Here is a 26,756-nt window from a genome sequence, read left to right on the forward strand (position 1 = left end):
AAAACGCCAACGAATTCCCTTGGCCTGTCCTGTCAATCGTTCAATATATTTGAGCGAAGTATGGCCTGAAATTCATTTGCTTCAATGGCGTTGATCGAACATGCTCTGCCAGTTCAATAAATCAAGGCAGATACGATGACCGATAAAACACAAGCTCCCGTCGCAATCATAACTGGCGGAGGGCGCGGCATGGGCGCCGCCATAGCTCGGGAATTGCACGATCGCGGCTACAGGCTTGGCTTGATGTCGCCATCGGGCAGCGCTGTTGAACTGGCTGCCGAGCTTGGGGCCATCGGCATCAAGGGTTCGGCTGGCGAGGCGAGCGATCTGGAGCAACTCGTGAATAAAACCGTCGAGGCCTATGGACGTGTGGATGCGGTCGTCAACCACACCGGCCATCCGCCGAAGGGCGATTTGATCGACATAACCGATGAAAAGTGGGTTGCTGGCAATGATCTGATGGTTCTGAGCGTTGTTCGCATGGCGCGGCTTGTAACGCCTTATATGCTCAAGCAAGGCAAAGGTGCCTGGGTGAATATTACCACCTTTGCAGCATTTGAGCCAAGCTTGGTATTCCCTGTTTCCTGCGCGTATCGGGCTGCTGTCGGCGCATATACCAAGCTTTATGCTGATCGTTATGGCGCAAATAACATCCGTATGAATGCGCTTTTACCCGGTTTTATCGATAGTTTGGATCACAAGCCAGGCACCGGAGACAATGTGCCGATGAAACGGGTCGGCACAATGAATGAAATCGCAAAGACCGCAGCTTTCCTGCTTTCAGACGATGCAGGTTATATCACCGGCCAGAACATTCGCGTCGATGGCGGTATCACAAGGCATGTCTAGGCGAGGTTAACGCCAAAGGTCGCGCGTAGCTGTCGCTGCCCATTGGGGGTTATCGACACAGCACGCGTGCCTTCTATGCGCCTGATCCAACCTTGATCGAAACAGTGGCTGCATAAAGCGGCACCAATAGCGCCTGCGAGATGGGGCCTGCGCTCGCTCCAATCCAGGCATGGCCGGCAAAGAATACGGCTGCTCTTTGCCGTAATCGTTTCAACATTTATTCCCGCGCTTTCAAACAGCTTGATTCCGCTCAATGTCACCTCGCCTGCATCGATTCCAAGATCAATATGACCGGCATCGATCAACGTATCTGCAATGGACACGCCAAGATGTCCCGCCAGGTGGTCGTAGCATGTGCGCCCTGCCCGCAATGCTGCATCACGAGGCCCGGTTCTGACCGACTTGCCGCGTGCGGCAGGTGCGGCCAGTCGCATGATGCTTTCAATCATCTGCGCCACTGCCGGGGAAGCAAGGCGATGATAGCGGTGACGGCCCTGTTTTTCGACCTGTAACAGGCCCGCTTCCGTCATGCGCATCAAATGACTGCTTGCAGTCTGCGCTGTAATCCCGGCCAACTGCGCTAATTCAGATGCGGTCAACGCACGCCCGTCCATAAGGCCGGTAAGCATGCTGGCGCGCCCCGGATCTCCGGCAAGGGCTGCTATTTCTGCAAATCGTGCATTGTTGGGCATGGTGCGGTTCCGTGTTGTCACTTGTGAGACATTGAGCGAAGCAAGGCCATGTTGCTTCGGAAATGGTCGAACTATCAAGACGCATCGCAAAGTCTCCTGACAGGTTCAAAAGGCTGCAACACTTCGATCATCCTCGAAGCATCAATAGTTCTGCTCACTCATAGTGAAGACAGTCACAAAGGAGCAACGAAAATGCCTATCACCTGTTTCATCCAATATGAGATAGACCCGTTTCAGAAAGATGCATTTGAGGAATATGCCCGCAATTGGAATGAAGCGATTCCTCGCTGCGGAGCCGACCTGATCGGCTATTACGCACCACATGAAGGGTCATCTACGCTGGCCTATGGGGTATATAATATTGAAAATCTCGCCGCATATGAAGAATATCGTTCCCGGCTTATGGCCGATCCGGTTGGGCGAGCAAATTATGAATTCGCAAGGGAAAAACGCTTTATTCGCCGCGAGGATCGAACCTTTCTGCGTCTTGTGACCGGTACGAATGGAGGATTAGTCAAATGATAGCGGTGATTTTCGAAGTCGAGCCAGCAGAGGGACGCGGCAAAGACTATTTTGAGCGGGCCGCAAATCTGCGGCCAATACTCGAAACAATGGATGGATTTATTTCCGTGGAACGGTTTCGCAGCCTATCGGATGAAAACCGCTATCTGTCACTGTCATTCTGGCGCGACGAGGAGTCAGTTGCGGCTTGGCGCAACACCGAAGAACATCGAATGGCCCAAAGTGATGGCAGAGCCGGAATCTTTGCTGATTATCGGCTGAGGATCGCGTCCGTTATGCGCGACTATGGATTGCGTGCCCGTGATGAGGCTCCGCTTGATGCGAGAGTATATCATCACGCCTGAACGCTGGATCCGTGATTGCGTTGTGCGCAAGCGGGTCCAGGACCACGCATATAATGGCGCTCTGGCCGATAGCTTGGAACAACAAATTCACGGACAATACGAAGCGTATCGCGCAGCTGGAAAATCATGGTCATTGTCGTGTGCCTTGGTTCATGCTCATGCTCACCGGACAAAGCCGGATAGCGATCAATTAGCTAAAACTTAACTTAAAAAGATGAACGGCTCCTGAACGCATTTGGTTAAAATCATCTGAATTCATGAAAAATTAGCTTTAACCAGTAAGGCAAACTGCAGCGCAACGGGCTGAATTATGCCCGTTTTGCTGGATTTTCAGGCAAGTAACAAACGTCTTCGGTTAAGCTTTTCCAAACGCGAAACTGCCCCTATTCGTTAATTTACATTCGCACCCGTTCTGCCTTCGGATCATAGATCGGCTTCAACGAAGCCTCCGCCTTGACGCGCGTTCCGGCAATTTCGATTTCATAGGAGGAAGCCAATATTTGATCGGCAGTCTCACCCTTTGCGGGGACGTAGCCGAGGCCGACTGCTCCACCAAGATGATGCCCATAATTGCCCGATGTAATCGTCCCGACTATCGCGCCGTCGCGTATGATTGCCTCATTGTGAAACAGCAATGGTTCCGGATCGCTGAGGCGAAACTGCACAAGCCGCCGGTCAAGGCCGACCTCTTTCTTGTTCAACACAGCATCACGACCGATGAAGCCTCCCTTATCGACCTTCACCGCAAAACCCAATCCTGCTTCCAAAATGTGATCTTCATCGGTGATGTCGTGGCCGAAATGCCTGAAGGCTTTCTCGATACGGCAAGAATCAAGCGTATGCAGCCCACAGAGCTTTAAACCGAGTTCTCGCCCTGCCTCTTCGATCTGCTCGAAAACATGCGCTGTCTGATCGGTCGAGACATATAGCTCCCAGCCAAGTTCACCGACATAAGTTACGCGGTGCGCGCGGGCCAGCCCCATGCCAATCTCGATTTCCCGCGCCGTACCGAATGGATTGGCTTCATTGGAGAAATCATTGGGGCTGACTTTCTGGATCAGCTCGCGTGATTTTGGCCCCATGAGGCAAAGCACCGATTCTGCGGCGGTTGCGTCTGTGATGACAACAAACTCGTCCTTGAGATGTTTGCGCATCCATGCCAGATCGCGTTGCAAAGTAGCCCCTGGCACGACGGCCAGAAATGACGTCTCGGAAAGCCGCGTGACTGTCAGGTCGCTTTCAATCCCTCCGCGATTATTGAGCATTTGCGTGTAGACGATGCGACCGGCTTCCACATCAAGCTGGTTGGCACAAAGCTTTTGCAGAAATGCAAGCGCATCGCGGCCCTCGATGCGGATTTTACCGAATGACGTCATATCGAACAGACCGACGCCGTTGCGTACGGCCAAATGTTCATCGCGTTGATTATCAAACCAGTTTTGCCGCTTCCACGAATAGCGATACTCGCGCTCCTGCCCTTCTTTGGCAAACCAGTTCGCCCGTTCCCAACCCGCTACCTCGCCGAAAACCGCGCCTCGCGCCTTGAGATGCTCATGGATTGGAGAGCGACGAATATTGCGCGATGTTGCCATCTGGCGATATGGAAAATGATCGGCGTAGAGCAGCCCAAGCGTTTCAGAAACGCGCTCTTTCAGATAGCGTCGGTTTTTCTGGAATGGTTGCGCGCGGCGAATATCAACCTCCCAAAGATCGAATGGCGCCTCGCCATCATGTATCCATTGCGCAAGCGCCATGCCTGCGCCGCCTGATGACACGATCCCGATAGAGTTATAGCCCGCGGCAACCCAGTACCCACCCAATTCCGGCGCTTCACCAAGATAATACCTATCATCCGGCGTGAAGCTTTCTGGGCCGTTGAAAAACGTATGAATGCCAGCAGTGCCGAGCATCGGCATTCGGTTGACACCCATTTCGAGGATGGGTTCAAAATGCTCAAAGTCTTCCGGCAACTGGTCAAAGCAGAAATCTTCAGAAATGCCGTTCATGCCCCATGGCTTGGCAACGGGCTCGAACGCGCCAAGCATCATCTTGCCGGCGTCTTCTTTGTAATAGGCGCATTCGTCCGGGACACGAAGTACAGGCAACCGCCCCAATCCCTCAATCGGCTCGGAAACCAGATAGAAATGCTCGCAAGCATGCAGTGGCACAGTGACGCCGGAACTCGCAGCCAGATCACGCGCCCACATTCCCGCGCAATTGATCACAACATCCGTCTCGATTGTTCCCTGTTCCTCGCCCTTGGCCCAAGACACACCCGCAACCCGGCCATTCTTTTTGAGAACCTCGGTGACCTTCACGTTCTCAACGATCTTCGCGCCACGTTGCCGCGCACCTTTCGCCAAGGCCATCGCGATATTGCCCGGATCACATTGTCCATCCAGCGGCAGATGCACAGCGCCAACTACATCCGCGATATTAAGATGCGGATACATCTCTTTGACTTCATTAGGAGATATTTCCCTAACGTCCACATCAAATGCCCGCGCCAGTGACGCCTGCCGATATATTTCGTGCTTTCGCTCTTCGGTCAATGCGACTGTAATTGATCCGACCTGTCGCATACCGGTGGCGACTTCCGTTTCGGCCTCGAGCTTGACGTAAAGATCGGCGGAATATTTCGCCAGACGCGTCATGTTTTGCGAAGCACGAAGCTGCCCGATCAACCCGGCAGCATGCCATGTCGTGCCGGAAGTCAGTTGTTTGCGTTCGAGAAGGACGATATCCGTCCACCCCAGCTTTGCCAGATGATATGCAACAGAGCAGCCGGAAATACCGCCGCCGATGATAACGGCCCGGGCCTTGGCCGGTAGAGAACTCATGCGCGGATTCTTTCGTTCTTTGGGTCCCAGAGAGGTTCGTCCGGATGGACCATTGCTTTGTATCGTTCGCCAAAGATTTCCACTTCGACTTCGGTTCCAGGTTCAGTCAATTCAGTTTTCAACATGCCGAGGGCAATGGATTTATCAATGCGATGGCCCCAGCCACCGGACGTGGTTTCACCCACGATTGATCCATTATGCCAGAGCGTGGACATATAGGGCGCGTCACAATCTCCGGCTTCCACCGTGAGTGTAACAAAGCGTTTCTTCACTCCCTGCTGCTTTTCACTTTCAAGCGCGCTCTTGCCGAGAAATTCTGGCTTCTCCCATTTGATAAAGCGCTCAAGACCACTTTGCAGGGGCGTATAGTCGGTCGAAAGATCACCCTTCCAAGCGCGATAACCTTTTTCCAGGCGCAATGAATCAAGTGCAAACATGCCGAATGGCTTGATCCCGTATTTCTGGCCGGCTTCCCAAACCGCGTCGAAAATCGCCGCAGTATCATCAATTTTCGTATGGATTTCCCAGCCAAGTTCACCGGCAAAAGACACGCGCACCAATTGGCAATAGCGCCCGGCGATCTGTGTCGTCTGATGTGAAAGCCAGGATTTCTCAAGGTCCGCATCGCAAATATCACTGAACAATGCGCGTGCTTTTGGTCCCGTGACGATTTGGCATGAAAAATCATCTGTAACATTGCTGATCGTAATGGCGCTATCTTTTGGAAGATGATTCATCAACCAATCGCGGTCATGCCACTCAGCAACACCCGCAGTAATGAGAAAGAATACATCCTCATCAATGGCCATGATGGACATTTCGGTGACAACGCGGCCCTTGTCATCCGAGAAATATCCGAGTCCAATACGGCCCGGCTTTGGCACAATCCCTGTGACGAGTGTCGTCAACCAGGCGCGCGCACCCTCACCGCTCACTTTAAAACGCGAGAATCCCGGCAGATCGAGAATGCCGACCGCATCGCGAACCGCGTGGCATTCTTCGCGGATGCGCTTTTGCCATGGCCCTTCCCGCGTAAAAGTCTGTGTCGCCTCTTCGGAAATATCGTCGCTGGGTTGCGCATACCAGTTTGCCCGTTCCCAACCATTATATGCGCCGAACTGCGCGCCCAATCCTGCAATACGATCATGGATTGGCGAAAGCTTTTTATTGCGCCCTGCTGGCCAAGTATGACGGGGGAAATGAATGGCATATTCGTGCCCGTAGACTTCCATGCCCTTGGCAACGCAGTAGTCCTTATCCGTAAAGCCGGTAAAGCGGCGTGGATCGCAGGACCACATATCCCACTCGGTCGCGCCCTCCATCACCCATTCTGCGAGAACTTTTCCTGCTCCTCCGGCCTGTGCAATGCCGAATGTAAATACACATGCCTCAAACGCATTGGGAACACCGGGCATAGGCCCGATCAGCGGATTGCCGTCTGGAGCATAAGGAATGGGACCATTAATGATTTTCGACAATCCGGCAGTCCCGAGGATGGGAACACGCGCGATTGCATCGTTGAGATACCATTCCAATCGCTCAAGATCATCCGGGAAGAGCTGGAAAGAGAAATCATCCGGCATTGGATCGTCTGCTGTTGCCCAATGCGCACGGCAATTGCGCTCATAAGGCCCAAGATTCATGCCGTTCTTTTCTTGTCGAAGGTAATAAGAGGAATCGACATCGCGGAGAAGCGGTAGCTTTTGGCCGTGCTCCCTAGACCATGCTGCAATTTCCGGAATTTCATCAAAGAGCAAATATTGATGGCTCATCACCATCATCGGGACATCGCGCCCGAACAATTTTCCAATTTCTTGCGCGCGATAGCCAGCTGCATTGACTACATATTCGCAGCGAATTTCGCCTTGCGGGGTTGTAATGATCCACTCTTCATTTTCGCGCCGCGCTCCTGTAGCGGGACAGAACCGAATAATCTTGGCGCCCAAATCACGCGCGCCTTTTGCCAAAGCCTGCGTGAGCTGTGCCGGGTCAATATCTCCATCATTGGGATCATAAAGCGCACCGGCCAGCTCATGCGTCGCAATGAATGGATAGCGGCCATTGATTTCGTCAACGCCCAGCACATCAATATCCATTCCTTGATATCGGCCCATGCTCTTGACGCGCTGAAACTCGCGCATGCGTTCCTTGGTATGAGCAAGGCGCAACGAACCGGTGACATGATAATTCATTGGGTAGTCAACTTCGGCAGCGAGCCCCCGATAAAGCTCGGCTGAATAACGCTGCATATTCATTACGGACCACGAAGCCGAAAATGTGGGTACGTTGCCCGCCGCATGCCAAGTGGAACCTGATGTCAGCTCGTTTTTCTCAAGCAGCACACAATCCGTCCAGCCCGCTTTTGCCAGATGGTAAAGCGAAGAAACACCGACTGCCCCGCCGCCTATGATGACGACGCGCGCCGATGTTGGAAAATCAGACATACATAGTCTCCCGCATTATCATGCTGTTTCAGGCCCGTGCGATTTCATCGAGGTACCACTGGATGTACCGCAACTCGTTATATTCCATTGGTGCGATTGGCCCCGGCACAAAGTAATGCGAACGAACACCCCGCGAGGTATGCTCGATAATCGTCTTGTCTTCGGCGGTGGTTACTTTCCACAACCAGGTAAGCTTTTCGAGATCGTAATCCTTGCCTTCTTCGGCATCGCCTCGCACCAGCCAGATCAACTCCATTTCACACGTATCGACTGTTTTCGGAATGAAGCGATAGATCATGCCATGGTCTGGATAGCAGACCAGAAAGCTCGTGCCTCCAAGGTGGATGGATGTTACCCCGCCATCAAATTGGGTGAAGCGGCCCATTAGCGGACCAACTGGCGATCCATCCTCGCTGCCGCTCGAAACGCCGTCATAAAGCGCATAGCGGAAAGTGTGGATTGCCTCATATCCCTGCGCTGAACTTTGCCAATGATCTCCCGTAGCAATATCTATACCGAGTGCGCAGGTGCGCTGCTCCATACGCGCATTAAGCTCTACGATTTTCTCTGCGGGCTGCTCCAGCGCATGGGTTTGCGAATATTCCGGATGAGCCGGACCGCAATGATAGCATTCGACGTAATTTTCAACGGCCAGCTTCCAGTTGGCATCAACTGGATAGGTCTCCCGATGTGCTACTTTGGCATCCGCCCAGCCATATTGCCCACAAGTCGTGCGCAGTGACTGCTCTACAACTGAAAAATCTAGAGGTTCGTCGGCAAAGCAGATGAAAATCAAACCTTCAGCAACACGCACATGCAATTTTTTCAATCCATGAGCGTTGCGGTCAAAATCTCTCGGCATAAGCCGTGCAGCTCGTAGGCTGCCATCATTGGTATAGGTCCAGGCATGATAGGGGCAGACGAAAAAGCGCGCATTGCCCTTGGATTTTGTGCAAACCTCTGCGCCTCTATGGCGGCAGACATTCAGAAATGCGTGGATGGAACCGTCTTCCGTGCGCGAAACAATGACAGCTTCCGTATCAATCTTGAACAGCTCAAAATCACCGGCATTCGGGATAATGCTGGCATGCCCGATACAATGCCAATGGCGGCGGAACACACGTTCCATATCCCGCGCATAGATATCCGGGTCCATGTAGAAGGCCCGAACGAGACCATGACCCGCTCTATGTTCCGCGATTAGCCGATCAATCTTCTCCAGAGGCGGCGCAATTTCTGCAAATGCCTGTTCTGCACCCATTTTATTCTCCGAAAGCATTGTTCCCGGACGCTTGTTTTCTCAAAGTGCGCGTCTCAGTTTAGAATGATTCCGCATTGCGCAGCATTCAAGCGATGGTTACTCATAAAGACATGAATTATTCTCACCCGTCTCAATGTGAAAGTTTTCACCAATGATGTCCAAGCCAAGAATACCGCCGCTGGGTTCGCTCCGAGCCTTTGAGGCATCAGCGCGGCTTTTGAGCTTTCGGCTTGCAGGTGATGAACTTGGGGTGACGCAGTCTGCGATAAGCCACCGCATTGCAGAGCTTGAAACGATCCTTGGCGTCAAGCTGTTTGAGCGGCTGCCACGCGGCGTTTCGCTCACAGATTCCGGAACGCTGTATTATCCCTATATGCGCGACGCATTCGAAAAGATTGCGCGCGGCACGGCACTTATAAACCGCATCGGCACTGCAGACGATCTTGCCATCGAGACCTATGCGACCTTCGCCATTCGCTGGCTTATTCCGCGCTTGACTGACTTTCGGAAGATCAATCCAAATCTTGCCATCCGCATCGGTACAAGCCAACTGGATTGGGAATTGAACATCGATAGTTCTGATATTGGCATTATCCATACCACACGTCCGGAGCGCATGAATCTGCATTATCGCCAATTGGTAAAAGCCCAAATGTGTCCGGTATGCAGTCCGGCAGTTGCTGAGCGCATTACCGGGGATACTGATGCCAAAGCTCTTGGAAAAGTACCCCGCCTGGCACTTTACACTGCGCCGGAGGACTGGGGCACCTGGCTCGATGCTGCTGGTATCACCGACACGGCAAGAACTGATACTTTGAAGTTCGACACCTATCTTGCGGCGTTACAATCGGCGCTCGATGGTCAGGGAGTTGTCGTTGCCCCTGACTTTCTGGTCCAGGAAGATATCAAGGCTGGCAGGCTGGTCGCCCCGTTCTCGTTGAAGGTGCCACAGCCCGGTGCCTGGTATATGATCTGCCGCAAAGAGCGCGTTGGCGAAGCACGCATAAAAAGGTTCGAGAACTGGCTGGCCGATCAATTCAGCCGTGTCACTTCTTCTTGATGCCTATTGCCCGGCCTACGCGCTCAGGCCTTGGCAATTTCTCGTGTGCCTCTTTGTAAAATTCAAGCTTTGGCAAAACATCGTCTGGAAACGGCACCACTTTTGGACCATTCATATCAACATGCAATGACAGGACTTCCGCGGTCGCCGCCAGCCATCCGTCAACATGAACAATCTCATTATAGGTATGAAGGCGCTTGCCATCGAAATCAATGAGTTGGCTTGTAACCGTGACGAGATGGTCGAGATGAATTTCCTGAACGTAGCAAATATGCACTTCCGCCGTGTATATCGTAAGCCTGCGTGCGGCGGCATATTGGGGCCCAAAGCCCAGCTCGGCCAGAAACTCATCGCCACCACGATCAAACACTACATTGTAATAAGCCATGTTCAGATGGCCATTATAGTCAATCCACTCCTTTTCCATGGAGATCGGTGCTGACCTGTATAATTCTCCGGACTGATGATTGATTAGCATCGAGTGCTCCTGACTCTGGAAATTGATGTTTTAGCTTGAAGCATGGATGGGCAATTCATCGCTTTGTCAAAAGCGACTCTCATTGAATAGGTCGAAACGCACTTGGCGGCTTGCCTTCAAAACTCCGAAATGTGCGGGTGAACGCTGCTGCAGAGGAAAATCCCGTTCGTGCAGCAATATCGGCAAGCGGCGACTTGGTATCGGTAATGAGTCTGCGCGCGACTTTCAAGCGCAAGCGCAGATAGTACCGCCCCGGCCCTTCCCCGACAGCTTTTGCAAATATCTTCTCAAGGCTTCGGGCACTAAGTCCGCATCGTTTGGCGATTGCTCCAACCGTCAGCGGCTGCTCGATATGACCTTCCATCAATCGGATAGCGACCGCTAGCTTTGGATGCACATTGTCCAGTCTTCCGAGTGAGACCAAAGGCTGTGCATCATTGGACGCATGGGCCTCGTCATAGATGAACACGCTTGCAACATCGAGCGCGACCGACATGCCGTAGCGCGAGCGGATCAAATGCAGCATGAGATCGAAAGTCGGCGATGCGCCGCCGCTCGTGAAAACCGGGCCATCAATGACATAGCGATCCGGTCTGATGTCCGCATCAGGAAACTCTGCGGTAAACTCCTCCATATCTTCCCAATGGGTGGTTGCGCGACGCCCGGTCAATAGTCCGGCACGTCCGAGCAACCATGAACCTGCCTCGATGCCGCCGATCATTTGATAATTGTGTACTGCCCGCCGCAAATTTGCAGTGAATGTTGTGCGAGCGATATCGGCAGTGCCAAAGCCCCCGACGACTAGCAGCATATCGCCCTTTTCCGATGCATTAAACTGACCGGAAACAGCGATAGGCAAGCCACAGGTCGTCATGGTGGGTTTACCGTCAAGGGAAACGACTTGCCATTTGAACAATGATGCGCCTGAAACCCGGTTCGCTGCTCGCATGGGGTCAATTGTCGAGGCAACACACATCAGGGAAGCGCCACTGAATACGAGAACCGTTACATTTACCGGCTCGGTATTGGGCAAAAGCAGTGGAGACATTTCGTTATTCATCAATTTCAATTCGTATATCGCAAAGCATTCCTTGGCAATGGGGGCATGATCAGGTCAATAAATAATGGGAGCAGACAAATGGGACTTACCCCCAATCGCGAAGTATTTATCACTTGCGCCGTTACTGGCGCTGGCGACACGACAGGCCGTTCGGACAAGGTGCCGGTAACTCCCCGCCAGATTGCTGATGAGTGTATTGCCGCTGCCAATACGGGTGCTGCGATTGCTCATATTCACGTACGCGACCCGAAAACTGGTAAGGGTTCACGCGATATAACTCTCTACACGGAAGTCGTTGAGCACATAAAGGCCTCTGGCGTGGACATGGTGCTCAATTTGACCGCAGGCATGGGCGGGGATCTGACGCTCGGCAGTGTCGAGCAGCCTATGCCGCCTTCCGCAGATGGAACGGACATGGCCGGCGCGACGGAGCGTTTGGAACATGTGGCTAAACTTCGCCCCGAAATCTGCACGCTCGACTGTGGCACCATGAATTTTGGTGAAGGCGACTATGTCATGACCAATACGCCAGCCATGCTGAAAGCAATGGCAGCACAGATTCAGGCGCTGGGCGTTCGCCCTGAAGTCGAAATCTTCGACACGGGTCACCTCCTTCTCGCCAAATGGCTCTATGATCAGGGTCTGCTCGATGATCCTGTTATGGTTCAACTCTGCATGGGTATTCCTTGGGGTGCGCCAGACGATATTGGTACATTGCTTGCCCTGACCAACAACCTGCCCTCCAACTGGACCTTTTCCGCATTTTCTATTGGTCGCAACCAAATGCCCTATGCGGCAATGGCGATGCTTGCGGGCGGAAATATCCGTGTCGGTCTGGAAGATAATATCTGGCTCGATAAAGGCGTGCTGGCGACAAACGGCCCATTGGTAGAACGAGCCGTAAAAGTTGCCGAAGGCATGGGAGCCCGTATTCTCGGTCCTCAAGAAGTTCGTGAACGCATGAAATTGACAAAGGGCTGGTAAAATCATGGCAAGCATTCGCAAGGCAGCCGCTGTCGGTGGCGGAGTTATTGGTGCTGGCTGGGTAGCCCGCCTGCTTCTCAACGGAATTGATGTTTCAATATTCGATCCCGATCCGGAAGCAGAACGCAAAGTCAGCGAGGTGATGAAGAATTCGCGTCGCGCCTACAAGACGATGTTGCCGGATGGGCTGCCTAAAGAAGGCAAGTTGACTTTTGCCAAGTCGATTGAGGAAGCCGTTGCTGGTGCAAATTTCATCCAGGAAAGCGTTCCCGAACGTCTCGACCTGAAACACAAAGTGCTGGCAGAGATAGACAAATATGCCGATGTGACCGCGATCATTGGGTCTTCGACTTCCGGCATTCTCCCCTCTGACATGCAGACATCAATGAAACACCCGGAACGTCTGGTTGTTGGCCACCCCTACAATCCGGTCTACCTTTTGCCATTGGTGGAGATTGTCGGAGGCAAACTGACATCTCCGGAAGCGGTCGAAAAAGCGCGGGAACTTTACGCGTCTATCGGCATGAAACCTGTGGTCATTCGCAAGGAAATTGAAGCTTTCGTCGGTGATCGCCTGCTTGAAGCTGTTTGGCGCGAAGCTCTCTGGCTCATCAAAGATGACATCACGACCGTTGAAGAACTTGACGACATCATGCGCTACTCCTTCGGCATTCGCTGGGCGCAAATGGGTATGTTCCAGGTCTACCGCGTTGCTGGAGGCGAAGCCGGGATGCGTCATTTCATTGCCCAGTTCGGTCCGTGCCTGTCATGGCCATGGACCAAGCTCATGGATGTGCCGGAACTGACCGAAGAACTGGTCGACAAGATTGCCAACCAATCTGACGAACAGGCTCACGGACTTTCCATTCGTGAACTCGAACGCATACGTGACGACAATCTCGTGGCCATCATGGATGCTCTTTCCAAGCAGAATAAGGGCAAAGGGTGGGGTGCTGGTGCGCTCTATAAGGACTATACGAAGCGCCTTTCAAAACTGGCACAAAAACCCGCTCTGTCCAAGGCAGCAGCAAAGGCCGTGACGAGTAAGCCCAAAAAGAAGAAAGGCTGAAACAATGGATTTTGGTCTTTCGGAAGAACAACGCCTGATCGTTGATACGACGCGGGCTTTTGTCGAGAATGAGCTTTATCCGCATGAGGCAGAAGTCGAACGCACTGGCATCCTGCGAAAAGAACTCGCGGACGAGTTGAAGCAAAAGGCCATTGAAGCAGGCCTTTATGCGGCCAACATGCCGGAATCAGTTGGCGGTGCTGGTCTCGATACTGTTACCTGGCTGCTCTATGAAAAAGAACTCGGCCGCGCAAACTATGCCCTGCACTGGACCTGTGTCGGACGTCCGTCGAATATATTGCTCGCGGGAACTGACGCACAAAAAGAGAAATATCTCTATCCATGTATTCGGGGCGAGAAATCCGATTGTCTGGCCATGACAGAGCCCGGCGCTGGTTCCGATTTGCGCGGCATGAAAGCATCTGCCGTCGAGAATAATGGCGATTGGGTGGTGAATGGCACGAAACACTTCATAAGCCACGCGCTTGAGGCCGATTTCGTTATTCTTTTTGTGGCGTCAGGCGAGGAAGACACACCGCGCGGCAAGAAAAAGAAAATCACGGCATTCTTTGTCGATAAAGGTCATCCGGGCATGACCATCCGCGAAGGCTACCGCAATGTTTCGCACCGTGGATATAGCAATGCGATTATCGAGTTCGATGATTGCCGCTTGCCGCAAGATGCTATTCTGGGTGAAGTGCATAAAGGCTTTGAAGTGGCCAATACCTGGCTCGGGGCTACCCGTTTGCAGGTTGCAGCCACCTGCTTGGGCCGTGCTGAGCGCGCGCTGGATCATGCCATTGAATATGCTGCCCAACGTCAGCAGTTCGGCCAGCAGATCGGCAAGTTTCAGGGTGTGTCGTTCAAATTGGCTGATATGGCAACTGAATTAAAAGCGGCGGATCTGCTCACGTTTGAAGCCGGCTGGAAATTCGATCAAGGCACCGTTACGGATCAGGATATGGCAATGGCCAAGCTCAAAGCCACTGAAATGCTGGCTTTCGTTGCCGATGAAGCGATCCAGATTCATGGCGGAATGGGATTGATGGATGATCTGCCGCTGGAGCGAATTTGGCGCGACGCCCGGGTCGAGCGCATCTGGGAAGGCACGTCCGAGATTCAGCGGCATATCATATCGCGCGCCCTGCTCCGTCCGCATGGCGCGTAACGGAGTATTTGATGGCGCATAAACTGGATCGCCTGCTTCGGCCCAAGACCATTGCTGTCTTCGGCGGCCTTCAAGCTGCCGAAGTCATAAAGCAATCGCAAAAAATGGGTTTTTCCGGTGAGATATGGCCGGTGCATCCCAAACATGATGAAATATGCGGGTTGAAAGTCTACCGCTCGGTTGCCGACTTACCGGCAGGTCCTGACGCCGCATTTATCGGAGTTAATCGCTTTCTAACTCTCGATATTGTGCGTGAACTGCGCGCGATCGAAACGGGCGTGGCAGTCTGCTATGCATCGGGTTTCCTCGAAGCAGGCGCGGATGACGCCGACGGCGCAAGACTTCAGGAAGAACTGATCGAGGCGGCGGGTGAAATGCCGATCATCGGGCCTAATTGCTATGGGCTTATTAATTATTGTGATGGCGCTCTGCTTTGGCCCGATCAACATGGCGGCAGACGGCTGGAGCCGGACGAACGGGGCGTAGCCATCATCACGCAGTCGTCCAACATCGCCATCAATATGACGATGCAGACCCGTGGGTTGCCGATTGCCCATGTCATGACGGCGGGAAATCAGGCCCAAACCGGCTTGCCTGACATGGCGATTGCCCTGCTTGAGGATGAACGCGTCACAGCGCTCGGTCTGCATATTGAGGCTTTTCAATCGGCATCTAAATTTGAACAACTGGCAAAGCGCGCCCGTGAACTCGGCAAGCCGATCGTTGCGATGAAAGTTGGACGCTCAGAACAAGCACGAGCTGCGACAGTTTCCCATACGGCTTCGCTGGCTGGTTCGGATGCTGCTTCCGATGCATTTCTGAAAAGGCTGGGCATTGCTCGTGTCAATTCAATCGCATCGTTCCTCGAGACGCTCAAATTGTTGCATGTGCATGGACCACTTGATGGAAACACGCTCTGTTCTATGAGCTGTTCCGGTGGCGAAGCCTCTGTTATGGCTGACAGTGCTGAAGGCCGCCTGGTTCACTTCCCTCCTCTGACGCCGGAACATCGCGCCAAAGTGAAGTCGACGCTCGGACCTCTCGTTGCGGTGGCCAATCCGCTCGATTACCACACTTTTATCTGGAATAATGAACCAGCACTGACTGAAACATTTACGACGATGGTCGCGGGCGGGTTTTCTTTGAGCTGTCTTGTCCTCGATTTTCCGCGCAAGGACCGGTGCTCGGACGTTGATTGGTGGTCCACTGTTCGCGGCTTTGAGAATGCATTGCGCACGAACAATGCTAAAGGCGCTATCGTGGCCTCATTGCCTGAAAACATTCCGGAAGAATATATGGCGCAGCTCATCGCCAAAGGCATCGCCCCACTTTGCGGAATTGTCGAAGCTTTTGACGCTGCTGAGGCGGCAGCGTTCATCGGCAAGGCTTGGGTCACAGAAATTGCTCTGCCGGTGGCTACTCCCGGTAAAAACTCTGGCAACACGGCAGCACCTGATGAAGCTCAAGCCAAAACCATTTTGAAAGCCGCAGGCTTGCCGGTTCCTGAAGGTCACCGCTGTACGACGTCTGCTGAAACCGTAGACGTCGCCAATAAACTGGCCTATCCGGTCGCCCTCAAGGCGCTCGGCATTTCCCACAAGTCAGAGCAAAATGCCGTCAGGCTGAATCTAAAGAATGCAGATGCAGTCAAAGCAGCGGCGGACGACCTGATTGATCTTGGTTCCGGCATTTATGTCGAGCGCATGGTAACAGGTACAGTGGCAGAACTCATTGTCGGCATTATCGACGATCCGCAGTTCGGCCCTGTTATGACGCTGGGTACTGGCGGGGTCATGGTAGAATTGCTGCAAGACACGGTAACGCTGCTTCTGCCATCAAGCCGCAGCGATATTGAAACCGCTTTGCGTTCACTGCGTATGTTCCCCTTGCTTGATGGCTATCGCGGCAAGCCCAAGGCTGATCTGGATGCGGCTTTGGACGCTATTATGGGGATCGCTACATTTGCGGTCAAAAATGCAGGAAAAATTGTTGAACTCGATATTAATCCGCTGCTGATCTGTGGCGTGGCACAAGGCGCCTGGATCGCCGATGCGCTACTGGTTACAAAGGGAGAACTTTCATGAATGATGTTGTCAGAACGCGGCGCGAGGGAGGCATTCTCGAAGTTACGCTTGATCGGCCAAAGGCCAATGCCATTGATCTTACAACCAGCAGACTGCTGGGCGAAACATTCAAAAAGTTCCGCGATGATCCGGAACTACGTGTGGCAATCGTACAAACCGAGGGTGACAAGTTCTTTTGCGCCGGCTGGGATTTGAAGGCAGCTGCCAGCGGCGATGCTGTGGATGGTGATTACGGTGTTGGCGGCTTCGGCGGCCTGCAAGAATTACTGGATCTTAACAAGCCGGTTATTGCTGCCGTCAATGGCATGGCGGTCGGCGGTGGTTTTGAACTCGCCCTTTCCTGCGATCTGATTTATGCCTCCGATCATTCGAGTTTTGCACTGCCGGAAATACGCGCTGGTACGCTGGCAGATGCCGCGACTGTAAAATTGCCAAAGCGCATTCCCTACCATGTTGCAATGGACCTGCTCCTGACTGGCCGCTGGATGGATGTTGCTGAAGCCCATCGTTGGGGGCTGGTCAACGAGGTGCTGCCGAAAGACAATCTCATGGCACGCGTTTGGGAAATTGCCCGCATGCTTGAAAGCGGACCTCCATTGGTTTTCGCTGCCATCAAGGAAGTCGCGCGCGAAGCGGAAAGCATGGGCTTTCAGGAAGCCATGAACTGGATCACAAAGCGGAAATTCCGTACAGTCGACACACTTTATGCTTCGGAAGATGGGCAAGAAGGGTTCAAGGCATTCGCCGAAAAACGCGATCCCGTTTGGAAGGGAAAATGACCACTGACTACTCCGCCCTGATCGACGAGCAGACCTGGGCTTTCATTGAGCGGACCAATAGTTTTTATCCGCCAGATTCTACGGATGATTCCGTTGCCCGGCAACGCGAAGTCTACAACACCATGTGTCGGGCATTCTTTTCGCAATATCCAGGATCGGTTTCCTCGACTAACAAATTCGTTCATACCGCAGAACAGCGGATACCGATCCGGGTCTACGAAAAGTCTGATAGCGATCCAGAGGCTATATGCCTCTATTTCCATGGTGGCGGATTTGTCGTGGGTGGGCTTGAGAGCCATGATGATGTCTGTGCTGAGCTTTGCGATGCTACCGGCTTTCGTATCGTCTCGGTTGATTATCGTTTAGCGCCTGAACATTTGCATCCAGCAGCATTCCTTGACTGCCTCGCGGCGTTTGAACACGTCGCATCCACCTGCGAATTGCCGATCATTTTATGCGGCGACAGTGCTGGCGGAAATCTCGCCGCCGCGGTCACACATCATGTGCGCCGTCACGAACGTGCTCCCGTTGGTCAGGTTCTTATCTATCCCGGGCTGGGTGGTGAAACAGATCAAGGCTCGTATCTCACCCATGCTCAAGCACCAATGCTGACGACGCGCGATACGCTCTACTATGCTGAAATTCGAGGCGGTGGTTTTAATTGGTCAAACGATCCGCGCTTTGCACCTTTGAATGATAAGGATTTCAACGGATTGCCCGATACGATCGCCATCTCGGCGGAATGTGACCCACTATCCGACGATGGCCGCGACTATTGCAACAAAATCAGCGCTGCCGGGGGAAAGGCGCTCTGGAACAATGAACCCGGTCTTGTTCATGGTTACCTTCGTGCGCGCCACAGCGTTGATCGTGCGCGAGCGAGCTTTCGCCGGATCACAACCGCCGTACATTTGCTCGGCCAAGGCCGTTGGCCCGGCCAGCTTTAATTTAGTTTCCAGCGCTTGCCATTCGCCTTGTCTTCATAGCCGTCTCCAGCCAGCCGAGTTCCATTTCAGGAACCGACGACAAGAGCAAATCCGTGTAATCGTCAAATGGCGGTTTCAACACGTCCGACTTCGGACCGTAGCGAACCACCTCGCCCCGATACATGACTGCGATGGAGTCGGATATGGATTTCACTGTCGCAAGGTCATGCGTGATAAAAAGATAAGCGACGTTTTCATCCTTTTGCAAATTCAAAAGCAGTTTCAAAATACCGTCAGCAACCAAGGGATCAAGCGCGCTGGTTACCTCGTCGCAGATGATGAGCTTGGGTTTTGCAGCCAGTGCGCGCGCGATGCAAACACGCTGCTTCTGCCCGCCGGACAGTTCTGCCGGATAGCAGCCAGCAAAATTTTTGCCCATTTCCATTTTTTCCAGCAATTCGGCAACGCGCTTGTCGCGTTCCTTGCCACCCATACCGAAATAGAATTCCAACGGACGGCCGATAATGGTACCGACCGTTTGGCGTGGATTCATCGCGGTATCAGCCATTTGATAGATCATCTGCAATTCACGCAGATCGTCGCGCGTGCGATTGGCAAGTCGCGCCGATAATGTTCTGCCTTCAAAGGTGATCGCCCCTTCCATCGGCGGCAAAAGCCCAGTGATGACGCGAGCAAGTGTTGATTTACCAGAACCGGATTCACCGACCACAGCCAAGGTCTGACCAAGATGTATATCGACAGAAACGTTCTTGAGCACTTTGACCAATCCGCCGCCATAGGCAGCGGTGATGTTCCTCACCGATAGAATTGGCTTGTCGGCGGGACTTTTTTGTTCGTGCGGAATGTGATGCACGGACACAAGCTGTTTTGTATAGGCTTGGCGCGGCGCTTTGATTATCTGTTGTGTATCTCCGTATTCGACCTGTTTGCCATGGCGCAAGACGAGAATGTCGTCAGCGACCTGTGCAACCACAGCAAGATCGTGCGTGATATAGAGTGCGGCGACATTCGTATCGCGGATTGCATCCTTGATGGAAGCCAGCACATCAATCTGCGTGGTCACATCAAGAGCCGTCGTTGGCTCATCAAAGACAATCAGATCCGGCTCCGAACATAGAGCCATGGCTGTCATGGCACGTTGTAGCTGTCCGCCCGATACCTGATGCGGAAAGCGCTGGCCAAAAGTTTCAGGATTTGGAAGACCCAGCTTTTTGAAAAGTCCGACCGCGCGCTTTTCAGCCTCGGCCTTGGTACATATTTTGTGAAGCAGCGCGGCTTCAATCACCTGATCCATCAATTTGCGCGCAGGATTGAAGGCCGCAGCAGCCGATTGCGCCACGTAGCAAACTTCGCGGCCCCGTATCTGTCGCAATATCTTCGCGCCGCCTTTCAGAATATCTCGGCCGTTCAACAGCACTTCACCACCGGTAATGCGTACACCACCCCTGCCATAGCCCATGCTGGAGAGCCCGATTGTCGATTTGCCCGCACCGGATTCGCCTATAAGTCCGAGCACCTTGCCCCGCTCAAGCTTTACCGACACATCGTCGACAATAATAATATTCCTGGGCGGTTCTCCAGGCGGATAACTGGTTGCTTCGATACGCAGATTGCGGATGTCGAGAAGAAGGCCTGTTTTGTCTTTCAATGGAGCTTTGACCATTATCCGCGACCTCCCTTCAGGCTGGTGGTTCGGTTCAATATCCAGTCCGCGACAAGGTTGACCGAGATCGCAAGTACAGCAATGGCCGCAGCAGGTATCAAAGCTGCAGGAATGCCAAAGACGATACCCTCCTTGTTTTCCTTCACCATTCCACCCCAATCAGCGTCAGGTGGCTGGACACCGAGGCCAAGGAAGGAAAGTGCCGAAAGGAAAAGAACTGCAAATATGAATCTCAGGCCAAGCTCTGCGATCAAAGGTGTCAGGGCATTGGGTAATATTTCCCGGAAAATAATCCAGATACGGCCCTCGCCACGAAGTTTCGCAGCCTCGACAAAGTCCATAACGTTAATATCAACGGCTACTGCCCGGGCCAGCCGGTAAACGCGCGTCGCATCCAATAGCCCCATGACGAGGATCAATGTCATTATATTTGCCGGCAAAACCGAAAGCACGACAAGCGCAAAAATCAGGGTCGGAATAGCCATGATCAGATCGACAAACCGCGACATGAGCTGATCAAACCAGCCTCCGATAACCGCAGCGGCAAAACCAAGCACCGAACCCAAAATAAACGAGAGTGCCGTCGCCGTGGCCGCAATGAAAATGGTGATGCGTGCGCCAAAAATCATGCGTGAAAGCAAATCGCGACCCAGATTGTCTGTGCCGAGCAAATATTTGGCCGACATCGGTTCCCATACGTCACCAACCGTCTCCCCCACAGGATAAGGAGCAACCCACGGCGCAAAAACCGCTGCGAAGACGAATACAGCAGTGACGAGTAGTCCGATCCACGCACTGATAGGAATATTTTTTACATTCAACATTGCGTGGGCCTCACTTCGGGTGTCTGAGGCGGGGATTGGAAACAATCGCCACGATGTCAGCAATAATATTCAGGCTGACATATACAGCCGCGAAAATAAGCCCACATGCCTGAACAACCGGCACATCGCGTTTGGCCACGTGGTCCACAAGGTACTGTCCCATGCCGGGATAGACAAAGATAACCTCGACTACGACAACGCCGACGACCAAGAATGCCAGATTGAGCATGACCACATTGACGATCGGCGCGATGGCATTTGGAAATGCGTGCCGCGTGATGATCTGCAAGGGCGAAAGCCCCTTTAGTTCCGCTGTCTCCACATAGGCAGACTGCATGACGTTTAAAATGGCGGCGCGTGTCATGCGCATCATATGCGCCAGCACAACCAGTGTCAGAACGGTCACCGGCAAGGCGATGGCGCTGAGCCTTTCACCCAGCGGCATGCCTTCATAAACCGTTGAAACACTTGGAAACCATTGCAGACGAACGGCGACAAAGTAGATCAGCAGGTATCCGGTAAAAAACTCGGGCAACGAAGTTGAGGCCAGACCGAGGCCGGAAATGAGCTTGTCCACGAAACCATTGCGATAGCGCACTGCCAACAGTCCCAGACCAATAGCCAATGGAATGGAAACAATTGCCGCCCAGAATGCAAGGAACAAGGTGTTCCACAGCCTTCCTTTCAGTGAGCTTGCAATGTCCTGCCCGCTTGAGAGGGCCGTTCCCAAATCACCGGTCAATATGCCGCCAAGCCAATGCAGATAGCGGATATAGGCTGGATCATTCAGGCCCATATCACGTCGCAGGTTTTCAAGCGCTTGCGGCGTGGCTGATTGCCCGAGTATGGATTGCGCAACGTCTCCAGGCAGAATCTGGGTGCCTGCAAAAATCAGCACGGAAACTGCAAGGAGAAGAAGGATGCCCATCGCGATGCGTTGGGCAACCAGTTTCAGGACAGGTGTACTCATCTCACGCGGCCGATCAGGCGTTCAGCCAGCAACGCGACAATGCGTAACCGCCGCTCATCTCCTGATTGCCATCTGGTACCCAACCGCCCACCTTTGCGCTTGTCGCATCAATGAAGTCGTTGAACATTGGCACGATCACCCCACCCTCATCGCGCACGATGACTGACATGTCGCGGTACATCGACTTGCGCTTGGCTTCGTCCAGTTCGCCGCGTGCCGTAATCAGCATCTTGTCAAACTTTTCATTGAAGAAGCGCGTGTCATTCCAATCGGCGGTAGAAAGGTAGGCCGTCGAATACATCTGATCTTGCGTTGGACGCCCGCCCCAATAGGATTCGGAAAATGGCTGTTTGTTCCACACTTCTGACCAATAGCCATCGCCGGGCTCGCGCTTGACCTCAATGGTAATGCCGGCCTTTGCAGCGCTCTGCTGATAAAGCTGAGCCGCATCAACAGCGCCCGGAAAGGCAACGTCGGATGTGCGAAGCAATATTGGCCCGTCATGGCCCGACTTTTTAAAGTGGAAGGCGGCTTTATCAGGGTCGTATGCGCGCTGCTCAATATCGTCAGAGAATAATGGATAGGCCTTGTTGATCGGGAAATCATTGCCGACCGAACCGTAACCACGCAGAATTTTCTGCACCATGTCCTCACGGTTCATCGCATATTTAAGCGCCAACCGCAGGTCGTTATTATTGAATGGCGCCGTGTTGCAATGAGCGATGAAAACGTAGTGTCCCTTACCGGCCACGTTCTGAATGGTGACGCCCGGCACGCGCTTGACCAGATCGACAATCTTCGGCTCGACCCGGTTGATCATGTGCACCTGACCCGACTGCAGCGCTGATGTGCGCGCAGTCGCATCATTGATCACGATGATTTCAATTTGCTCGGCATGACCGCGCTTGTCGCCATTCCAATAGTTTTCAAACTTTGCGCCGATATGGCGAACGCCGGGCTCGTCAGTCACGACCTTATAGGGACCCGTGCCAATACCGGCTGTGGGCTTGTCCTTGCCGCCATTCGGTTGAATCATGAGATGGTAGTCGTCCATCAGGAATGGCAGATCAGCATTGGCTTCTTTCAGTGTAAATACAACGGTATCGCCGTCTTTCTTCACATTGGAGATACCACCCATGACGCCTAGCGCACCGGACTTGGAATTCGCGTCGGAGTGGCGTTCCATCGTTGCCACAACATCGTCCGGCGTCATGTCCTTGCCGTCGTGAAACTGAACGCCTTTGCGGATCTTGAATGTCCAGACTTTGGCGTCGTCCGATGAGCCCCACTCTTCGGCAAGCTTGGGTTGCAGCGTTCCATCCGGTTGGATTTCAACGAGTTGCTCACCCCACTGGCGCCCAAACTTGTAGGGAACCTGACTTTGCCAGGTGGCTGGATCAAGACTGTCAGTCGATGCGCCACCCTGCATACCGGCTTTAAGCGTACCGCCTTTGACCGGCCCCTCAGCCAAGGCTGCGCTGGTCAGGAGTGAATTGGCAAAAACTGTGGTTACGCCGAGCGCAGCGGCGCGACCGAGGAAATCCCGGCGCGAAAGCTTTCCAAGTGCAACCCTGCGGCTGAGATAGTCGAGTTCATTAGACATTGAATTCCCCTTCTTGTCTAAGACGCTTTGCGCCTTCTGGTTTTCTCTAATTATGCGACCTGATAGCTATGTATTTCAACCTTTAGATACTTCTCATGTGCGAATGCCGGACATTCTCATATGAAATTTCGATCAATTGTTTCCGCAAAATTACGCTCGAATACGACATTGTCATTCTCATAGGCCTCGATCCGGCCCGTGAGATAAAATTTGTGCTTGTCAGAATGCATGCTCGTAAAAGTCTCAGTTCTGATACGCCAATTGTCACGCCCCGAAATCTCGGTCCAATGGGTTTCACCCCGCGCCGATAGCGGATCATCGGCCTGAATTTCCCAGCGTTCACGCGCCACACCGCCATGGATCAGGCCGTGGTCCTTGTCTCGCGCTTCGCCGAAATCATCTTCGATCAACAGTACAATCTTTCCACTGACCTGATCATGGACAATTGAGCGACTATTGGCACTGTCGCGCAACGTCTCCAATTGCCATGGCGATGCTGCTTCCGGCTCGGCGAAGGTCCACTCGTCACCCTCAGCCATTGCCCGCGACGGAACAGCAACTGTTCCGGATTGAATTGTCAGACTGACGGGTTCCGGTGAAGGCCAGACCATTGGCCAGTATGACGAGGATACGGCAACCCGCAACTTATGCCCCGCAGGGAGGCGATAAGCGATATCATCAAGGTTGAAGCTGATTTCATAGCTTTTGCCCGGCTCCAATGCTTCGGGTACAGCGTGACTATTGCGATGGCAAAGATTGAAAACACCATAGGTGATGCGTGTTGAGGCGCCGTCCGGATGCACATCGCAAAGCCGCACGGCAACCATGGCAACAGGCTTGTCGCTCGTCAGCGTCAACGTAATTTCGGGTGCACCGACAATATCCATCGACCGGTCGAGTTGCATATCATAGCAAACGGAAAGAGCGTCATCGCGGCGCTGATCGCCCGGCATTTCCGGACCCAGCCAGATCGCGCAGTATTCGCCTCCCATCATCCCGCAATCCTGCGGCGATGACACCAGATGCGAAAAGGCATCTGAAGGCTGCCCTGACAGGCTCTTGTCGTCGTGAAGATGAAACAGCGCAGTTCCAATAGTTTGCGATGGCCATTGTTCTTCTGCAATCCAGCGACCAGGCCGCTCCGTATACCAGCTTTTAGGCCGTACAGAATCCATCAGATAGCCGCGATAGGCCGGATCATTCTCAACGCCGGTCTCAATGTCCTTAAGCCATCGATCCCACCAGCGCAGAGCCTCTTGGAGAAAGCCGATACGCGGCCCCGGCACCGCAAAATGCGGATATTTGTGCACCCAAGGCCCAATAATACCTTTTACCGGTGCAGTAATTCCCGTCATCAATCTGGATACCGCATTCTTGTAAGCGTCGCCCCAGCCGCCGATCGCAAGTGTCGCGGCCTTTATCTTCGAAAAATCTTCGCAAACGGAGCCGCGCTGCCAATAGCCATCGCGTGTCTGGTGATTCAACCAGACAGCAGGCAAAAATGGCTCGTTGTCCAAGCGCTCGAGCCACATATCCCGCCATTTTTCCCCAACCAAGGCCGGATCAGGCGCTCTGGATGAATAGGACAGCATCGTTGCGCCCCAACCCAGATTTTCATTCAGCAGAAGACCGCCCTTATAGTGAATATCGTCGGCATAACGATCATCGGTCGAACAAAGCGTAATGATGGCTTTGAGTGCATCCGGTTGCATTGCCGCCACTTGAAGCGAGTTAAAACCGCCCCAGGAAATGCCCATCATGCCAACCTTGCCGGTCGACCAGGATTGAGCCGCAATCCATTTGATGACATCGCAGGCATCCTGCAATTCCTGTTCGGAATATTCGTCTTCCATCAATCCTTCGGAATCGCCATTCCCGCGCATATCAACACGCAAGCAGGCATAGCCATGCCCGGCAAAATAAGGATGGGTCAGATTATCGCGCGCGGTCGTTCCGTCACGTTTGCGATATGGCAGAAATTCAAGAATGGCCGGAACAGGATTTTCGTCAGCTTCCTCGGGCATCCAGACCCGCGCTGAAAGGCGGCAGCCGTCGGGCATGACGATGCCCATATCGGCTTGCTCTGTGATCTTATGCGGAAAAGTTTCGACTGTTCGCATTACCACCTTTCGCCCTCACATGGATACGAAAATGGCGATGCATACCGGGCGGAGCGCCCGCGAATGATACAATCCCATTTTCTCGTCTTTGCGAGGCGTTCCCTTATGCTCACACTATGCGCATTTGCCCACGACAACACACCAAACACTTGCGACATAAGTCCCGCCATTTGCGTCAAACATCAGTATATTCGTCAGCCAAGGCGAGAGGGAACAAGCCGTTCCAAACGCCTGAACAGGAAGACAATTATTCCGGTTATGATCAGGTAGCCCGCCGCAAGCAAAAGCAGCGGTTCATAGGTGATGAACGTATCCTGGCGAATCCGCGACGCCACCGAATAAAGGTCCACGACGGTAATCGTTGCTACAAGAGGCGTGGATTTCAGCTGCAACACCGCCTCGCCCGCAAGTGTTGGCAGAGCACGATGAATAGCTTGTGGAAGCCATATGCGCCTTAGTATCGTGAATCGGCGCATTCCAAATGCCCGTGCAGCTTCCAATTGTCCCTTGGGCACACCGGCAAAAGCACCGCGCATGACCTCACCTTCATAGCCCGCATAAGACAGCGTAAGGGCAAGCACCGCATAAGGCCATGCCTGCCTCAAATACGGCCAAAGCTCTGACCCGCGTATCCAGGGATATTGAGGGAAAAGTGACCCCAATCCGTAGTAAAGGAGCCAAAGCTGCAGGAGAAGCGGCGTTCCGCGAATGATCGTGCAAAACCAGCGTGCTGGAACAGCGAGAATGGCAGGCCCTGCAGCTTGCGCGAGACCCAGCGGAACCGCCAGCAGAAAGCCGAGAAACACTGTGACGCATAATATCCAGATGGTGCGCCATAATCCTTGGAGAATAAGTCCGCCATAATTGGGCAACCAATCCCAGCGCAGAAAGAATATCGCGGATGCCACGAGCGCCAGACCGATCAATATCAGAACAATCCGGTGCGGCTGCATCCACTCACGCGGTCGATCGGGGTCCGCATCCTTATGAATGGG

General features: G+C 53.2%; 22 protein-coding genes. 10 read left to right on the top strand and 12 right to left on the bottom strand.

The genetic code is table 11. The features are described from left to right. Positions 1-135: 135 nt before the first annotated feature. A complete protein-coding gene (locus QFZ34_RS21370) occupies positions 136-849 on the top strand; it encodes an SDR family oxidoreductase (protein WP_307285294.1) in 714 nt (237 codons plus the stop codon). Here QFZ34_RS21370 and QFZ34_RS21375 read toward each other — a convergent pair. Then, positions 846-1,541, bottom strand: coding sequence for an ArsR/SmtB family transcription factor (locus tag QFZ34_RS21375; protein ID WP_115052975.1), 696 nt, complete (start codon positions 1,539-1,541; stop codon positions 846-848). The genes QFZ34_RS21370 and QFZ34_RS21375 overlap by 4 nt on opposite strands. Positions 1,542-1,733: 192 nt before the next feature. Between QFZ34_RS21375 and QFZ34_RS21380 the strand changes: the two genes are divergently transcribed. Continuing rightward, entirely contained in the window at positions 1,734-2,063 is a 330-nt protein-coding gene (locus QFZ34_RS21380) for an NIPSNAP family protein (protein WP_307285298.1), read from the top strand. Beyond that, complete coding sequence (locus QFZ34_RS21385) at positions 2,060-2,407, top strand: antibiotic biosynthesis monooxygenase family protein (RefSeq protein ID WP_115052974.1); 348 nt, start codon at positions 2,060-2,062, stop codon at positions 2,405-2,407. Before QFZ34_RS21380 ends, QFZ34_RS21385 begins: the two co-directional genes overlap by 4 nt. Before the next feature lie 395 nt (positions 2,408-2,802). On the opposite strand, the gene QFZ34_RS21390 is transcribed toward QFZ34_RS21385, so the two are convergent. The 3 genes from QFZ34_RS21390 to QFZ34_RS21400 are packed head-to-tail and all read right to left on the bottom strand — an operon-like array spanning position 2,803 to position 8,952. Continuing rightward, positions 2,803-5,247 carry a GcvT family protein gene (locus tag QFZ34_RS21390; protein ID WP_307285302.1) on the bottom strand — a complete coding sequence of 815 codons (2,445 nt, stop codon included), beginning with the start codon at positions 5,245-5,247 and terminating at the stop codon, positions 2,803-2,805. Next, entirely contained in the window at positions 5,244-7,691 is a 2,448-nt protein-coding gene (locus tag QFZ34_RS21395) for a GcvT family protein (protein WP_307285305.1), read from the bottom strand. Before QFZ34_RS21395 ends, QFZ34_RS21390 begins: the two co-directional genes overlap by 4 nt. A 28-nt stretch (positions 7,692-7,719) precedes the next feature. Further along, the gene (locus QFZ34_RS21400) at positions 7,720-8,952 is read right to left on the bottom strand and encodes an aromatic ring-hydroxylating oxygenase subunit alpha (protein ID WP_115052971.1); all 1,233 of its coding nucleotides are present in this window, start codon (positions 8,950-8,952) and stop codon (positions 7,720-7,722) included. Positions 8,953-9,103: 151 nt separating this feature from the next. Between QFZ34_RS21400 and QFZ34_RS21405 the strand changes: the two genes are divergently transcribed. After that, positions 9,104-10,012: a LysR substrate-binding domain-containing protein gene (locus QFZ34_RS21405; RefSeq protein WP_307285310.1), complete on the top strand. Its 909-nt coding sequence runs from the start codon at positions 9,104-9,106 to the stop codon at positions 10,010-10,012. On the opposite strand, the gene QFZ34_RS21410 is transcribed toward QFZ34_RS21405, so the two are convergent. Continuing rightward, entirely contained in the window at positions 9,999-10,490 is a 492-nt protein-coding gene (locus QFZ34_RS21410) for a thioesterase family protein (protein WP_307285313.1), read from the bottom strand. The two genes, QFZ34_RS21405 and QFZ34_RS21410, sit on opposite strands and share 14 nt — an antisense overlap. A gap of 79 nt (positions 10,491-10,569) precedes the next feature. Then, the gene (locus QFZ34_RS21415) at positions 10,570-11,538 is read right to left on the bottom strand and encodes a GlxA family transcriptional regulator (protein WP_307285316.1); all 969 of its coding nucleotides are present in this window, start codon (positions 11,536-11,538) and stop codon (positions 10,570-10,572) included. A 90-nt stretch (positions 11,539-11,628) separates the two neighbouring features. Between QFZ34_RS21415 and QFZ34_RS21420 the strand changes: the two genes are divergently transcribed. The 6 genes from QFZ34_RS21420 to QFZ34_RS21445 are packed head-to-tail and all read left to right on the top strand — an operon-like array spanning position 11,629 to position 18,581. After that, positions 11,629-12,534: a beta-keto acid cleavage family enzyme gene (locus QFZ34_RS21420; RefSeq protein WP_307285319.1), complete on the top strand. Its 906-nt coding sequence runs from the start codon at positions 11,629-11,631 to the stop codon at positions 12,532-12,534. Positions 12,535-12,538: 4 nt separating this feature from the next. After that, positions 12,539-13,603: a carnitine 3-dehydrogenase gene (locus QFZ34_RS21425; RefSeq protein WP_307285322.1), complete on the top strand. Its 1,065-nt coding sequence runs from the start codon at positions 12,539-12,541 to the stop codon at positions 13,601-13,603. Positions 13,604-13,607: 4 nt separating this feature from the next. Then, positions 13,608-14,771 (top strand): acyl-CoA dehydrogenase family protein, encoded by a 1,164-nt coding sequence (locus tag QFZ34_RS21430; protein WP_307285325.1) that lies wholly within the window; start codon positions 13,608-13,610, stop codon positions 14,769-14,771. Positions 14,772-14,782: 11 nt separating this feature from the next. Next, on the top strand, positions 14,783-16,855 hold the full coding sequence (locus QFZ34_RS21435; RefSeq protein ID WP_307285328.1) for an acetate--CoA ligase family protein: 2,073 nt from the start codon (positions 14,783-14,785) through the stop codon (positions 16,853-16,855). After that, a complete protein-coding gene (locus QFZ34_RS21440; RefSeq protein WP_307285331.1) occupies positions 16,852-17,634 on the top strand; it encodes a carnitinyl-CoA dehydratase in 783 nt (260 codons plus the stop codon). Before QFZ34_RS21435 ends, QFZ34_RS21440 begins: the two co-directional genes overlap by 4 nt. Next, on the top strand, positions 17,631-18,581 hold the full coding sequence (locus tag QFZ34_RS21445) for an alpha/beta hydrolase (protein WP_307285334.1): 951 nt from the start codon (positions 17,631-17,633) through the stop codon (positions 18,579-18,581). The genes QFZ34_RS21440 and QFZ34_RS21445 overlap by 4 nt, the downstream gene beginning before the upstream one ends. Before the next feature lies 1 nt (position 18,582). Here the strand turns inward: QFZ34_RS21445 and QFZ34_RS21450 are convergent, their stop codons facing one another. From QFZ34_RS21450 to QFZ34_RS21475, 6 genes are all read right to left on the bottom strand, one after another. Continuing rightward, positions 18,583-20,244, bottom strand: a complete 1,662-nt coding sequence (locus QFZ34_RS21450; protein WP_115052961.1) for an ABC transporter ATP-binding protein — start codon at positions 20,242-20,244, stop codon at positions 18,583-18,585. Next, the gene (locus QFZ34_RS21455; protein WP_115052960.1) at positions 20,244-21,068 is read right to left on the bottom strand and encodes an ABC transporter permease; all 825 of its coding nucleotides are present in this window, start codon (positions 21,066-21,068) and stop codon (positions 20,244-20,246) included. Before QFZ34_RS21455 ends, QFZ34_RS21450 begins: the two co-directional genes overlap by 1 nt. Before the next feature lie 10 nt (positions 21,069-21,078). Beyond that, positions 21,079-22,038, bottom strand: a complete 960-nt coding sequence (locus QFZ34_RS21460; RefSeq protein ID WP_115052959.1) for an ABC transporter permease — start codon at positions 22,036-22,038, stop codon at positions 21,079-21,081. 13 nt (positions 22,039-22,051) lie between these two features. Beyond that, positions 22,052-23,641, bottom strand: coding sequence for an ABC transporter substrate-binding protein (locus QFZ34_RS21465; RefSeq protein ID WP_115052958.1), 1,590 nt, complete (start codon positions 23,639-23,641; stop codon positions 22,052-22,054). Positions 23,642-23,757: 116 nt separating this feature from the next. Continuing rightward, on the bottom strand, positions 23,758-25,761 hold the full coding sequence (locus tag QFZ34_RS21470; protein WP_307285345.1) for a CocE/NonD family hydrolase: 2,004 nt from the start codon (positions 25,759-25,761) through the stop codon (positions 23,758-23,760). A gap of 194 nt (positions 25,762-25,955) precedes the next feature. Beyond that, positions 25,956-26,714 carry an ABC transporter permease gene (locus QFZ34_RS21475; protein ID WP_115053290.1) on the bottom strand — a complete coding sequence of 253 codons (759 nt, stop codon included), beginning with the start codon at positions 26,712-26,714 and terminating at the stop codon, positions 25,956-25,958. Between the last annotated feature and the right edge of the window lie 42 nt (positions 26,715-26,756).

The sequence above is a fragment of the Phyllobacterium ifriqiyense genome (genome assembly GCF_030817885.1).
GTDB classification, from domain to species: Bacteria; Pseudomonadota; Alphaproteobacteria; order Rhizobiales; family Rhizobiaceae; genus Phyllobacterium; species Phyllobacterium ifriqiyense.